The organism is Pseudoalteromonas denitrificans DSM 6059, assembly GCF_900112265.1.
Classification (GTDB): domain Bacteria; phylum Pseudomonadota; class Gammaproteobacteria; order Enterobacterales; family Alteromonadaceae; genus Pseudoalteromonas; species Pseudoalteromonas denitrificans.
Map to the genome: position 1 here is coordinate 52752 of NZ_FOLO01000013.1, position 14137 is coordinate 66888.

Here is a 14137-nt window from a genome sequence, read left to right on the forward strand (position 1 = left end):
AAATAGATGATTAGAATAGTATATATTTTATTGGTTTTTTTACAGTTAGCCTGCTCTGAAGTTTCTTTAAAGCCCTTATCTGATAGTAGTACAATCGTTGCTTTTGGCGATAGTTTAACATATGGAAAAGGCGTACCTAAAGAAGATAGCTACCCCAGTGTTTTGGCGCAATTAACTCATTTGAAAGTGATTAACACGGGTATTTCTGGAGAAACAACTGGTAAAGGTTTGATGCGTTTTGAAACGGTTATTCATAAATATAATCCGCAGCTTATTATTTTACTCGAAGGAGGAAATGATTTCTTACGCAACAAACCTAAAGTGCAAACACAAAATAATTTGGCGAAAATGATAGAAATGGCGCAAGCGCGAGATATAGAAATTATATTAGTTGCCGTACCACAAAAAAGCATATTTTTAACGCCATCGATTATTTATCAGGAATTAGCACAGAAATACAATCTTGTTTTACTTGAAGACATTATCACTGACCTATTAAAAAATAATCAGTATAAATCAGATCAAATTCATTTTAATAAACTTGGGTATCAAAAATTAGCGCAGCGCATTTATCAGGAATTGAAAGATAAAGGCGCTATTGATTAATGGGATCTTAATCGTGAAAATATATTCAAATCATGATATTGCTGCTTCCAATAGCCATATCCTCTGAGCAAACCTTCACTTTTAAACCCTAATTTTAATAATACTTTTTCAGATGCGTGATTTCCCTGCATGGTAAATGCCTCAAGCCTGTTTATTTTTTTTACTTCTTCAATTATCAAGAGGTAATTTATGACCTGCTTTAAAGCCTCAGTAGCAAAACCTTTGCCCCAAGTTGATTGGTTAAATTCATAGCCTAAAGTGGCACTATGATTATCATTATTCCATTTTATGCCTATGCTACCGATTAGCTTTAAGGATGTTTTTTCTCTGACAGCCCAACGTAAATGACTGCCATTATTATATTTTTTTTGATCTTGTTCTATTAATTCGACAGCTTGTTTTAGATCTGTGAATTGCTCAAAGTCATAATATTTAATGACCTTGGAGTCAGAAAATATCTCATATATTTCAGCTGTATCTACTAAAGTTACTTCATCAAGTAAAAGCCGAGATGTAGTGAGTGTAGGAAATTGATTATTCATAACGGTTTAGCTTAAAGCCCCAGCGTTCATAGGTATCAACATGTTTTAAACCTACTTTTAATAAGATTTTATTTGAAGCGATATTTTCAACAACAGCTTCAGCCATTATATTTTCTAATTTTAAGGTATTATTTGCATAATCCATTGTGGCTCTTACTGCCTCAAGTCCCAAGCCTTTACCCCAATACTCTGGCAACATGCGATAACCGACGTCTGGGCGGTTTTCTTCAGGTAAATACTTGATACCACAAAACCCAATTACATGGTTATTTTCTTTATAAACCAAGGCATAGCGGGCATAACCATATTTTTTATATTCAGCTTGCCAAACATTTGTGATCACATCTTTGGCATCTTGCTTGGTTTTTACCATACCTAAGTCACCAGTGTATTTAGTCACGTCTTCATTAACTGAAAATTCATATACGGCATCTAAATCATCTAATGTAAATTCTCTCATAATTAATCTGGGTGTTTCTATTAATATTGTCATTGTTTAGCCTCTTGATATTTGAGTTCAGTTTAGCTGGAATATTAAGGCAAAACAGAAGCAGTTTAGTTATATAAAAAGCAATACAGTTTTATTTGTGAGCATTTATATTTCATATTATGTAACGTGTTTTTATTCATAACAAAAAAACAACATTTCAATTGAAGTAAACCTGTTATTATCTCAAAAATTTTTTAGTTAGTATAAGTTAAATGAATAAAACGCAATTAATCGCACACATATCTAAAGACTCAGAAATTACCAAAGCACAAGCGAAAAGGTTTTACGACGCATTTGTTGCAACGATTACAAAACAGTTATATGAAAGTGAAATTGTACAGCTAACAGGTTTTGGTACTTTTTCGATTAATTATCGCCCTGAACGTCAGGGAAGAAATCCTAAAACAGGGCAGCCAATAACAATTGAGGCTTCTTTAATACCGACTTTTAAACCAGGTAAAGCATTAAAAGATATTTGTAGTAAATAAAGAAGTAAGGTTATTTTATTCTCATGATTTTTTAGTATGAATGGGCAGTAATAAAAAAGGCGCTCAAAGAGCGCCTTTTAGATATAGATTATTTGCTTAAACCATATCATTAAAAGGGTTATCTTGGCTTAAGATAATTGGATTTTCAAAGCCTGGAAGTGTGATTTCGTTTTGGGTGATTTCAATTTGACTTTCATCAATTAAACCATCGCCAAATTTATAAATAAGTTCATATTGACCCTTATTTATTTTTGTTTGGTAATCAAGTTGTGCAGCTTCCACTGAGGTTAATTTTTCTTGATAACTTACCATTGCAGATTCACCATGGCGTTTAGCCATCATTTCTAGACTGATTGTGGGTGAAAGTACCGTTGCTGTTGCGTTATTACCACCAAAACCTTTTGAGTTTATAAAAGCAATATCTTGGGTAGGGCATTTATAATGTTCGGTTCTAATATCAAGTTGTTCGGTATGCACATCATCAGCCACTTTATCTATTGTTGTGATCCCAGGCATAATATTATGTTCAAAAATACCTAAAGCTACTGCCATTTGATCACCACTTGCAGGGCCAATAGTATGCCCTACAAAGGCTTTTGGAGCAGTAATAGGCCAATTAGTAATATCGAAACTTTTACCTATTCGGTCATAAATAAGAGATTCTGTAACACGATTTTGTGGTGTACTTGAGCCATGGGCTAAAATAAAACTGCGATTTGCAACAGCCTCTTTCCCCAAAATGCTTTGTGCAAGTGCAACAGACTTGGCCATAGTAATATAATTACCTGGTCCAGGTGCTGTGATTGATTTTTTTATACCATCGGCATTTATAAATACATCTGCAACTGAACCTAATACTTTGGCACCAAGCTCAAGTGTTAATGCATCATCCATCAGTACAATGAACTGTGCGCCTTCACCAATTGTAAAACCACAATTGTTACCAAATGGGCGACTCGTTCGGCGATGATCAGCAATATCACTGTTATCTAACTTTTTTAACCCTTCTTCATTCGCCAATGCACTCATATTTCCAAAGCCTTCAATAATTTCAGGCGTAATAGGTGTTTCAGAGCTACCCACTACAGCGACTCTGACTTTACCAGCTTGAATATCTTGAACGGCAGCACGCAAATTATATAAAAATGTGGCACAAGCACCTGTTGCAGTAAAAGTGGTTCCCACATTGCCAGTAACATAGGCATTAATGAAATCGGTAGGCATAGTATTTAAACCAAGTGCCAAGTTTTTAGTTGAAACACGATCGCCACACATGCGGTTTTTCATTAAACCACCAAAACCTTCTTGTTGCATTTGACCTGCAATTGAAGCGGAATAAGTACCGATTTGGTCTGGTCCAACTTTATCGACAACTGTTTTCCATTCAATCCCCATAGACTTTATCGCATCGGTTGCTGCAAAAATAGTTGCCTGTAAGCCTCTTGGTTGATAACGACTATTGTACATAGTTGCAGGTTCAAAACCTGTTGGGAATTGTCCAGCCGCCTTAATTGGATTATCACGAAAAGCATCATGTTTTATTTCTAAATCCCCAGGAATCTCAACTTTAACTTTTCCTGATTCAAGTTCTGTTATTTGCCATAAACGCGGTAAGGGAGAAGGCAGTCTACGTTTACTGGTTTCAAAACTGATGGTTTCACCGGATGGACTTAAAGTCATTTTTTGTTGCCAATGGGTTGCATCAACATCAAAATGATTTTTTTCGATTTTACGAATTAAGGTACCATCTAAAATTTGTTGACCAAATTTTTGTTCTATTTCACTTGGCGCAACAGGATTACCTTCATTATCGATAAGTTGTCCATCTTTATAGCTAATGATGTTCATTAGGGTAGCAAGGCCACCAAAAGTTTCTCGACGTAACTCTTGATCTAATTTATCAATTACAATGCGTTGGTAGCCCTGATGAAAAGAGGTACGGCCTGCGGCGTTTATGCCACCCATACCAACAATAAGAGGTAAAGCTATCATGAAAGATCCTATGATTTGTAATTAACGATTTTGAATATAACTAGAGTGTATGCCGCTTTTGTATTTTTTTTTATAATTAAACAGCCAAAAATTGTGACATAATAGCCAAAGTTGTTTTTCAGGTACTGTGTTATGCAAAATTCGAATCAAAAATCTCCAATAAAGGTCAAAGTCTCCCTTTTGGTGTATCAGCATATGCTGGCAACGAGCTTAACGCTCCCTGTTGAAATGTTACGTGCAGGTGAAGCCTTTGCGTTAAGTCATAATAAAGATAGTAAAGTTTTAAGTATTCAGCTGGTAGGTGAGAGCTTAGAGCCGATTGCTTCTCGTGCTGGTATTAGTATATTAGCGGATTGCATCGCCGATAACGCTGATATTCCAGAACTTATTATTGTGCCTAGTATTTGGCGAAACCCCAGACCTGTATTAAGAAAGCATCCAAATTTAATTCAGTGGTTAAAAAAACAATGGAGCGAAGGATGTACTTTAATTGGTGTGGGAACGGGTAATTGTTTTTTAGCAGAATCAGGATTGCTGGATGGTTTACCTGCTACGATACATTGGCATTATGCCGAACAATTTAGGCGTGATTACCCTTTGGTAGACCTCAAACCTGATTTTTTTATTACACAATCCGATAGGATTTATTGTGCAGCAAGTTTAAATTCATTGGCTGATATTATCGTGCATATCATTCATCAATTTTATGGTACAGAAGCTGCGCAGCATGTAGAAAGAAACTTCTCTCATGAAATCAGAAAACCCTATGAAGAACAAAGATATTTAGCGGGTGCCGTTGATAGACATCCAGATGAATTGATTGCACAGATCCAGTTTTGGATGCGTACCAATTTATCTTCCACATTAGATTTAAGCCAAGTTGCAGCACAATTTGGCGTAAGTCAAAGATCATTCACACGTCGCTTTAAAGCGGCTACAGGTACAAAAGCAACAGATTATTGGCAGCAATTACGGATTGAAACTGTAAAAGATTTACTTTCATCTAGTAATTTATCAATTCAAGAAATTGCTTTTGAAGTAGGCTATAGCGATCAAGGATATTTAACCCGCCTTTTTAAAAAGCATTTAGGACAAACCCCAAAACAATACCGTGCTCTAGTACGTAAAAAACTTTTCAGTTGAATGTGCAATATACGGTGTTTTGACTCAAAAATGTAATTAATCCTAAAAACAGCTTTCCATAAAAGTAAATAAAAACTATTATCATTTTCGTGTTGGTATGTAGTAATAGAAGTATAAAGCATGAAGGATTTAAACTTAAAATTGAGTGGGCTAAAATTATATCTATTAGGTTACTTATTATTTAGCCTTACAGTTTTTTTAATGGCATATTATTTCAATGTATTGTTCGATAATTCACAGGTTTTTAGTTCATCTTTCATTTTAAATGAACTGAGTTTTATCATTATTTTATTGATTTTTGGGTCTGTATTTTTATGTCACATGCTCACCTTGTTAGTACGTAATAATAAAATCAGCGATATGTTAGTTCAAAAAACACAATGCTTAATTGAATCAAACTTAGCATTAAAAGAAGAGTCTAAATTAAAAGAGAGTGCGCTCAAGCAACAACAAAAATCAAAAAATCAGTATGAAAAATTATTTTTTAATTCTCCTGAAGGCTTATTTACTCTTGATAGCTGCGCTGTAATTACACGTTTTAATCCTGCTTTTTCAAGTTTGCTATTAGATCAAACACACAATATTCATGACTTGTCATTGAGTGATTTTATTTATAGTCAGGAACACATTGATACCTGGCAATTAGATGTTATAGCAAGAAAAAACTATAAAGAATATGAATGGTTAGCTAAAAACCAAAGCGGCAAAAGTATCTGGTTAAGGCAAAGTGGTCATTGGATAAAAAATGAGAGTGTTTGGACTTATGAAGGCCAAATTGTTGATATTACACAATCGAAATTATTGCGTGAACAGTTAAAATACAAAACGAAGCATGATGGTTTAACTAACTTATTAAATCGGGACGCTTTTTTTAAAAAAATTAACAATTTAAAAGGTCTAAATAAAGGTCACTATATTCTGCTGTATATAGACCTTGATAGGTTTAAATTGATAAACGATACGTTAGGACATGTTGCAGGAGATAAAGTACTTATTGAGTTTGCTGCGAGAATGCAATTTATGTTGGGTTCATTTTCTGATATTGCAAGACTCGGCGGTGATGAATTTGCAATATTAATGAGTGAAAAATCTTTAAATGGTAACGAAATTGATTTATTAATCAATATTCTTAGAGAAATCCAAAAAACTTTTAAATATCTTGAGCATCATATAAATGTAACAGGCAGTATGGGAGTACGTAAATTTAAGACTACATGTTGTAATTATGATGCTGAAAAATTATTACATGATGCTGATATCGCTATGCAAGAAGCTAAACGACAAGGTAAAAATGACTTCTTCATTTTTTCAAATCAACTTACCAAGAAAATTAAACGCAAATTACACATAGAAACCTTATTACGTGAGCTCGATCCAGATTTAGAGTTATCAATTAACTTTCAGCCACTTTATTGTAAATTTGATCAAAATTTAATTGGCTTTGAAGCTTTATTACGCTGGGATAATGATATTTTAGGGCGAATAAATCCCGATGAGTTTATTTCTATTGCAGAAGAGTGTGGCAAAATAACGATGCTAGGGAAATGGGTATTTGATCATGCTCTTATTTTTTTGGAACAGCAGGAAGCTCAATCGAAAAATTTATTTATTAATATAAATGTTTCACCTATGCAATTGCAACAAACTCGCTTCATGAGTTGGCTTGCAAAAAGAGTGACAAATTCTGCTTTATCAATTAATCAAATACGAATTGAATTAACTGAATCAGCGATGATTGCAAAGGAAGAAACCTTAATACCTCACTTGAATACAATTCATGAGCTAGGTATAGGTATTTATATTGATGATTTTGGTACCGGTTATAGTTCACTTGCTAGAATTAAAAAACTACCTATAGACGGCATTAAAATCGATCGCGCATTTATTGAAAATATAGAAACAGATAATGGAGCGATTCAATTAGTGAAAGCAATTTGTGCTATCGCAGAAGCTTTTAATTTATCGGTAACAGCGGAAGGTATTGAAACGCAGCAACAACTTAATGTGCTCAGACATTTTTATTGCCATCAATTTCAAGGCTATTTTTTTAGTAAGCCTTTAACTGAATTGCAAGCAATTAATTTGATTCAAAGTGAATTGGGGAACTTACCTAAGCGTGCATAAATTAAGATGAAACATATAATGTTATTGATTAAAATAGCATTAAATATTTTCAGCAGTTAAAAGTTATGATCACATTTAAAACAAACATGGGTGATATTCAAATCGCGTTAGATTATGAAAATACACCAATTTCAGCAAGAAACTTCTTAAAATATTGCAAAGAAGGTTTTTATGAAGGCACTATTTTTCATAGAGTGATCAAGGGGTTTATGATCCAAGGTGGCGGTATGTTACCTGATATGACGGAAAAAGAAGGCCATGATGTCATTGTTAATGAAGCAAACAGAGGTGGTAAAAATGTTGAAGGCACATTAGCGATGGCTCGTACTATGTCGCCACATTCTGCAAGCTGTCAATTTTTTATTAACGTAAGAGATAATTCTTTTTTAGATTTTACAGCAAAAACCAATGATGGTTGGGGTTATGCCGTATTTGGTAAAGTGACACAGGGAATGGAAATCGTTAAAAAAATTGAAAAAGTTAAAACGCGTTCTTATGGTGAGCATGATGATGTGCCCAAAATGGCTGTTATAGTCGAAAAGGTCATTGTGGCTGAGTAATATTTCAATTTTATGATTGCTGAGAATTGTTTCTCAGCTTCTATTTTAAACTTCGACTTTAATTAAATTTGTCTAAACCTTGTTGAAAAGCAAATGCTCTATTACTCTTTGAATTATAAATAAAATTTAAAAATTCAATTTATAGGGAAGTATGTATGGTTTTTCAAGATAATGCATCTCAAGCTGAAACTGACAATAATTTTGTTTTACCTCCTAATGTGACGTGTTTTTCTCGTGGTAAAAATGCACAAATCAGTGAACGACATTTATATTTACAACGACTCAGAAATCGTGACTTGTCATATCAAGAGTTTAGGCAAACGGCTAATAAATTATTTGAACTGATAGCCGATGCGATGATCCCTCATTTAGAAAATCATGAAGTGATTTTGACGCCTATTTTCAGAGCGGGTTTGAGTTTATTACCGGTATTTATGAATCGATTAGAAAACGCTAGGTTGTGTTCTATTGGTGTTAAAAGAAACGAAGAAACAGCAATGCCTGAACCTTATCTATTTAAAGTGCCACCTAATGTCGCTCAAGATGCTAAGTTTGTGATTTTGGAACCTATGATAGCAACCGCAGGTACCATGTGTTACAGCTTAGGTATGATGAAAAAACAGGGCTATAATTTAAATAATATAGAAATCATTTCCATTTTTTGTGCTTTAGAAGCTGTCACTAAGTTACAAAAAGAATTTCCTGAAATACATATTCATACCGAAGTCGTTGATCCTATTTTAGATGATCATAAGTATATCGTTCCTGGGTGTGGTGACTTTGGTGATCGATATTTTGGTACTTAATTTTGATAACATATTAAAGGATAAAAATGAAGGAATATTTAAAAACAAGCCATGTTATTTTAACATCTCATTCTAATCAGGCATTTCAAGAGTCAGCACCCGTAAAGTGGGGGGCTAAAAACCCAAAAGAGCGGGGTCCTGTGATTGCAACTATTTCAACAAAGGAAAATAGAAATGCAATAGGCTCACATAGTGGTAGTTATACAGTTTATCGTGCGCTTTCTATTGCGGCTGGGTCATTTGCACAAGATCATATTCCCGATCTTACTAATACCAGTCCTACGGTTAACATTACACCTAAATCCTCTTGGCATGATGCTGAGAAAATAATATCGCTCGACCCTTGGGGTGCAAGTATTGGCGATGTTTTTAGTAAAGAATTAAAAGAGGGGTTTAATATTCAACCCTCGATTGCAATTACACAGGCACATCTGACTTTACCTGAAATTAATGATGCAGTAGAAAAAGGTCGATTAAAACCAGACGGTGTAATTGTAAAAGAAAATGGCGATGTGTTTGTTACTAAGGTTGCGATTGAACCTGTATGGTATTTACCCGGCATAGCAAAACGATTTGGCATTGCTGAAGGCACTTTAAGAAAAATACTCTTTCAAGAAACTGGTGGTATGTTTCCTGAATTAGTAACACGGCCCGATCTTAAAATATTATTACCCCCTATTGGTAGCACAACGGCTTATATTTTTGGAGATATTAATAATTTAGCCGATGAATCAAAAGTGCTCACATGTCGAGTACATGATGAATGCAATGGTTCTGATGTTTTTGGCTCAGACATATGCACTTGTCGACCTTATCTAATGCATGGTATAGAAGAGGCCGTTAAAACCGCTCAAAATGGTGGCGTTGGCTTAATTGTTTACTTTAGAAAAGAAGGCAGAGCATTAGGTGAAGTGACCAAATTATTGGTATATAACGCACGGAAAAGACAAAAGGGTGGTGATAGTGCTGCGACTTATTTTGAGCGTACAGAATGTGTCGCAGGCATTCAAGATGCACGTTTTCAAGAATTTATGCCTGATGTTTTACATTGGTTTGGTATTAAAAAAATCGACCATTTAGTTTCTATGAGCAATATGAAATATAACGCAATAGTAAAGTCAGGGATCACAGTGATAGATAGAGTTTCAATTCCCAAGGAGCTTGTTCCTGATGATGCTCAAGTTGAAATTGAAGCTAAAAAAGCAGCAGGTTATTTTAGTGATGACGAAGCACTTACAGATGATGAACTCGATAGTATAAAAGGTAGGGACTTATCTTGAATTATCCTGATGTAACACCTAAAGAGATTGATTATTTATTATCACCCATTGCTATCAGAGAGCGTTGCCAAAAAATATTTGAGTTAAGCTTATCAGGTAAAGGTGCTTTTAATATTCATTTAGACAAACTCGATGATGTATCAGGCTATGTTCTTAGTGTTATTAAAGATAATTACCCAAGTTTAGATATCCCTTTTCACTCACGTTGGGGGCATTTTCAAACAGGGGGTATCGATAGACTCAAAAGTTTAAATGAAAAACTCAAGGGATGCTCTAAATACGAGCGTGTACGCGCTAAACTTGATTTGGTTTTAATCTCTGTATTATTGGATGCGGGCGCTGGTAATGAGTGGGGTTATGTCGAACCTAGCAGCGGTCATATTTATGCACGCTCCGAAGGGTTAGCTATTGCCAGTTTTGATATGTTTTTAGCGGGTGTTTTTTCAAATGATAAGTCAAATCCTTTGAAGGTTGATGCTCAGGCCTTAATTGAATTTAGTATTGAAAAATTAAAAATAGGATTTCAAGTAACGGATAAAAATCCATTAGCAGGTGTTGAGGGCCGAGTAAATTTATTACGTTCTTTAGGCAAAGTACTTACTCAAAATAATTCATTTTTTAAAGCGCAAAGGCCTGGGAGTTTGTTCGATTATTTAGTTGAACAGCATGGGAAGCATTTACAAGCAGAGCATATTTTAGCTGGCGTTTTAAATGGTTTCTCTGATATATGGCCAGGAAGAGTATCAATTAATCGCGTGAATATGGGGGACGTTTGGCAATATACGTTCTTACAATCAGAAGAGGCATTATCGAGTTTAGTCCCTTTTCATAAATTATCTCAATGGTTAACCTATTCATTGATTGAACCTATTGTAGAGGCAGGCGTCGAGGTCTCAGGTGTTGAAAAGCTCACCGGGCTTGCTGAATATCGTAATGGTGGTTTATTAATTGATAAACAGTTAATTGAACTAAAAGATAAAACGCTTTTTGATCAGTCTCATTTAGCAAGTAGTGATTTAATCATTGAATGGCGTGCTTTAACTATTATTTTACTGGATAAAATTGGTGATAAAATTCGAGATTCTCTCAACATGTCTAAAAATGAATTGCCTTTAGCCAAAGTATTAGAAGGGGGAACTTGGTGGGCTGGGCGTAAAGCTGCCAAGGAACTCAGAGCTAATGGTGAGCCACCACTCAAGTTAAAAAGTGATGGCACTGTTTTTTAATAAAAACATGAACAAATAAATAGCGCTTAGAATGTGCTGAAAAATCGGAATAGGAAAGACAATGGAAAAATTAACAATAATAAGTCATCCCGTATTGCAGCATAAACTGACATTACTCAGAAAAAAAGAGACAAAATCGTGTGAGTTTAGAAGACTATTAAATGAGATCAGTGGGTTGCTCGCTTATGAATCGACCAAAGAGTTAGCGCTGATTGATGTAGATATTCAAACACCGTTAGAGTCGATGCAAGGGCAAGAAGTAAAACAAGCACCTATAATTGTTTCTATTATGAGAGCGGGTAACGGCATGTTAGATGGATTATTAAATATGCTGCCTTTTGCAAGTGCAGGTCACATTGGTATTTATAGAGATAAATTTATTCAAAATACGGTGGAGTATTACTTCAGGTTACCCAAAGAAGTGGCAGGTAAAGAAATTATTTTAGCCGATCCGCTTTTGGCAACAGGTGATACTGCTTTGGCCTGCATAGATAGGTTAAAGCAATATAATGTTGGCAAAATAACGATGATCTGTATTTTAGTATCGCAGCAAGGTGTAGATAAACTTCATCATTTTCACCCTGATGTAAATATTATTGCCATAGGAAAAGAAAGAGAACTTAACGAGGATGGTCATTTATTACCGGGCCTTGGTGATGCTGGTGATAGGCTTTATAAAACAATAGATTGATAAAAATGTACAGCCTATTGTTTAACGGGTAAATAAATTAACCTATTGATGAAATCTATAAAGTTAACATTAAAAACATTATTGTAGGTTAAGTTTAATTGCGCTAATTCTTGCTTTGATGGGATTTCTTTTTTGGAGGTAATTAAAATAATATTTTTATAATTGTCAAAATCAAGCAAGGTAATATAAGAGAATGTTTTTCGAATTAAAATTAATAACTTTTCTAAAATTAGCGTATTAGATGCAATGAAATTAATGAATATAACCCCAGATCCATTTAAGTTTTTAAATAAACTTTTATAAAAACTATCTTGGTACAAATCATTGCTAGGTTCTTTATTATTAAATAATCGAATGCAGATTGTTGAACCAGATTCACATTTTTTGGCAGTTCAAAGTACTGTTTTGCTATATTTATTACTTCAGGGTTTTGTTTAAGAAATACTATTTTTATTTGTTGAAGTGAGTTTAAGCTTTGTTCAAATGAACCTGCCCCCATATCTAAATTAAGTCGCTGTATGTTTTTATTTTTCCATATAAAAACAGAAGTATAGGTTGTGTATAAGGTAGGGGTAACACTAAAGGTTTGGTGATATTAAAAAGTGATTGAAATGCTGGTAATTCTGAGGGAATATCGCTCAAAAATACCAAGGATACGCACCGTGTTCTCTCACTTCTAATAAGCCGCCAAATGTATTTTTTTATATATCAATTTGCCATCAGATGCATGCATTGGTAAGCATTTCAAAGACGTTTTCTCTTAGTATTTATCGATAATCAATTTTTGCCATAGATCTTGGTTTGACGGTTTAAAAAAACCAAAATGTCCGATCTTATGCTTATTAAGTTCTTTAGGATTAAATATTTTAATCTTCTTTTGCGCATTTGGAAAATGTGCCATTAAGTCAAAAATAGTTTTTTTAGGTGAAAAACCAAAATCATCAGAAAAACCAAAGGCTTGAATATTTCCCTGATATTGTTGATAAAATGTTTCCTTTAAACTGAGATCTGAAAATAAATAATCTCTTTTTAAGCTCCAATTTCTCCAATCCATTATCACACCTTTGGGTAAGTCATGACCAATGCCTAGTTTTCCTGGCATATAACCAAAAACTTTAATTGCAATAGGCACAAGTAATAACCAAGCAAATAACACTCTTGGCCATTGTTTAATTGAGAATAACCTCCAAGAGCAGGTGCCTGAACTAACTAAAATAATGTTTTTAATTTTATTAATTGAAGGACACAAACCAATTAAATGACCTCCAGCACTATGTCCTAGTAAGGTAATATCTTGCCATTTTGTTATATTGTTATTTATCAGGTAGTTTAATACTGCATTTAAGTCAATTTGGCCCCAATCTCTTAGCTTTGCAGTATCATTTTTTACTGGATTTTCTTTTGATAGTCCAATGCCTCTGGGATCCCAAGTAATTACGATATAACCTTGATTTGCTAAAAACTGTGCAAATTCTTGATAAAAAGATTGCTTTATACCTAGCGCTGAATTTAGGAGTATAAGCCCTTTTTCTTTTACCTTGGTATGTGTTGCTTGATATTGCATAGCCGATATTTTTCGACCGTCACTGCAAGTTATTTTTATTTGTATTGTCATAAAATCTCCTTATCTTTATCATAAACCGTGGAGCATACTCCATGGTCAAGATATTTATATTTCCTAACTTACATGAACGGTTTAAGTAATAGGATTAACTCAGTAGTCTAAGCTTGAAAGTATGCATTATAAAAAAGTGATATGTAAAAAAGATAACAATATAAAAGTGCTGTGAAATAAAAATATTAGGAGTGCAAAGTGTTAATTGGTGAGTTATGCCGTCAAACAGAAATGACAAAAGATACCATTCGATTTTATGAAAAAATGGGATTGTTGCCTCAAGTTAAAAGAAGAGAAAATGGCTACAAGGAATATACGTTATCTGATGTAAAACAGCTTAAATTATTAAAACATAGTAAAGAGTTAGGTTTTACATTAAATGAAATAAAAGACCTTGCGACATTATTTCGTGCAGATAATTTAGATATTAAAGAAATGAATCAATATTTGCTTAAAAAAGAACATGAAATAGATGAAAAAATAAAAAAGTTAAAGGCATTCAAAAAAGAGATTAAACTTACCCTTGAAGGGCAATGTATGTATAAAAATATGCTTTTTTGAGTCTATTTTATTA

At 33.9% G+C, this 14137-nt stretch carries 14 protein-coding genes; 10 read left to right on the forward strand and 4 right to left on the reverse strand.

Annotated features, from left to right (window positions below; translation table 11 throughout):
- Positions 1 to 6: 6 nt before the first annotated feature.
- Entirely contained in the window at positions 7 to 606 is a 600-nt protein-coding gene (locus tag BM088_RS10420; protein WP_091983431.1) for a GDSL-type esterase/lipase family protein, read from the forward strand.
- On the opposite strand, the gene BM088_RS10425 is transcribed toward BM088_RS10420, so the two are convergent.
- The gene (locus BM088_RS10425) at positions 603 to 1148 is read right to left on the reverse strand and encodes a GNAT family N-acetyltransferase (protein ID WP_091983432.1); all 546 of its coding nucleotides are present in this window, start codon (positions 1146 to 1148) and stop codon (positions 603 to 605) included. The genes BM088_RS10420 and BM088_RS10425 overlap by 4 nt on opposite strands.
- Complete coding sequence (locus BM088_RS10430; RefSeq protein ID WP_091983434.1) at positions 1141 to 1641, reverse strand: GNAT family N-acetyltransferase; 501 nt, start codon at positions 1639 to 1641, stop codon at positions 1141 to 1143. The genes BM088_RS10425 and BM088_RS10430 overlap by 8 nt, the downstream gene beginning before the upstream one ends.
- Before the next feature lie 209 nt (positions 1642 to 1850).
- Between BM088_RS10430 and BM088_RS10435 the strand changes: the two genes are divergently transcribed.
- Positions 1851 to 2126 (forward strand): HU family DNA-binding protein, encoded by a 276-nt coding sequence (locus tag BM088_RS10435; RefSeq protein ID WP_091983435.1) that lies wholly within the window; start codon positions 1851 to 1853, stop codon positions 2124 to 2126.
- A 96-nt stretch (positions 2127 to 2222) separates the two neighbouring features.
- Here the strand turns inward: BM088_RS10435 and BM088_RS10440 are convergent, their stop codons facing one another.
- On the reverse strand, positions 2223 to 4118 hold the full coding sequence (locus BM088_RS10440) for a beta-ketoacyl synthase (RefSeq protein ID WP_091983437.1): 1896 nt from the start codon (positions 4116 to 4118) through the stop codon (positions 2223 to 2225).
- Positions 4119 to 4250: 132 nt separating this feature from the next.
- Between BM088_RS10440 and BM088_RS10445 the strand changes: the two genes are divergently transcribed.
- The 7 genes from BM088_RS10445 (at position 4251) to upp (BM088_RS10475) (ending at position 11948) form a co-directional block, all read left to right on the forward strand.
- Complete coding sequence (locus BM088_RS10445) at positions 4251 to 5261, forward strand: GlxA family transcriptional regulator (RefSeq protein WP_091983438.1); 1011 nt, start codon at positions 4251 to 4253, stop codon at positions 5259 to 5261.
- Between the two features lie 201 nt (positions 5262 to 5462).
- Positions 5463 to 7385 (forward strand): putative bifunctional diguanylate cyclase/phosphodiesterase, encoded by a 1923-nt coding sequence (locus BM088_RS10450; RefSeq protein WP_177208013.1) that lies wholly within the window; start codon positions 5463 to 5465, stop codon positions 7383 to 7385.
- A 65-nt stretch (positions 7386 to 7450) separates the two neighbouring features.
- Complete coding sequence (locus BM088_RS10455) at positions 7451 to 7945, forward strand: peptidylprolyl isomerase (RefSeq protein ID WP_091983441.1); 495 nt, start codon at positions 7451 to 7453, stop codon at positions 7943 to 7945.
- A 155-nt stretch (positions 7946 to 8100) separates the two neighbouring features.
- The gene (gene upp, locus BM088_RS10460; protein ID WP_091983443.1) at positions 8101 to 8751 is read left to right on the forward strand and encodes a uracil phosphoribosyltransferase; all 651 of its coding nucleotides are present in this window, start codon (positions 8101 to 8103) and stop codon (positions 8749 to 8751) included.
- A gap of 26 nt (positions 8752 to 8777) precedes the next feature.
- Entirely contained in the window at positions 8778 to 10031 is a 1254-nt protein-coding gene (locus BM088_RS10465) for a GTP cyclohydrolase II (protein WP_091983444.1), read from the forward strand.
- Entirely contained in the window at positions 10028 to 11257 is a 1230-nt protein-coding gene (locus BM088_RS10470; protein WP_218156498.1) for a URC4/urg3 family protein, read from the forward strand. The genes BM088_RS10465 and BM088_RS10470 overlap by 4 nt, the downstream gene beginning before the upstream one ends.
- A gap of 61 nt (positions 11258 to 11318) precedes the next feature.
- A complete protein-coding gene (gene upp, locus BM088_RS10475; RefSeq protein ID WP_091983448.1) occupies positions 11319 to 11948 on the forward strand; it encodes a uracil phosphoribosyltransferase in 630 nt (209 codons plus the stop codon).
- A gap of 760 nt (positions 11949 to 12708) precedes the next feature.
- Here upp (BM088_RS10475) and BM088_RS10490 read toward each other — a convergent pair.
- The gene (locus BM088_RS10490) at positions 12709 to 13563 is read right to left on the reverse strand and encodes an alpha/beta hydrolase family protein (RefSeq protein ID WP_091983452.1); all 855 of its coding nucleotides are present in this window, start codon (positions 13561 to 13563) and stop codon (positions 12709 to 12711) included.
- 198 nt (positions 13564 to 13761) lie between these two features.
- Here BM088_RS10490 and BM088_RS10495 point away from each other — a divergent pair, with 198 nt between their 5' ends.
- Positions 13762 to 14124, forward strand: coding sequence for a MerR family transcriptional regulator (locus BM088_RS10495; RefSeq protein ID WP_091983454.1), 363 nt, complete (start codon positions 13762 to 13764; stop codon positions 14122 to 14124).
- The last annotated feature ends 13 nt before the right edge of the window (positions 14125 to 14137 follow it).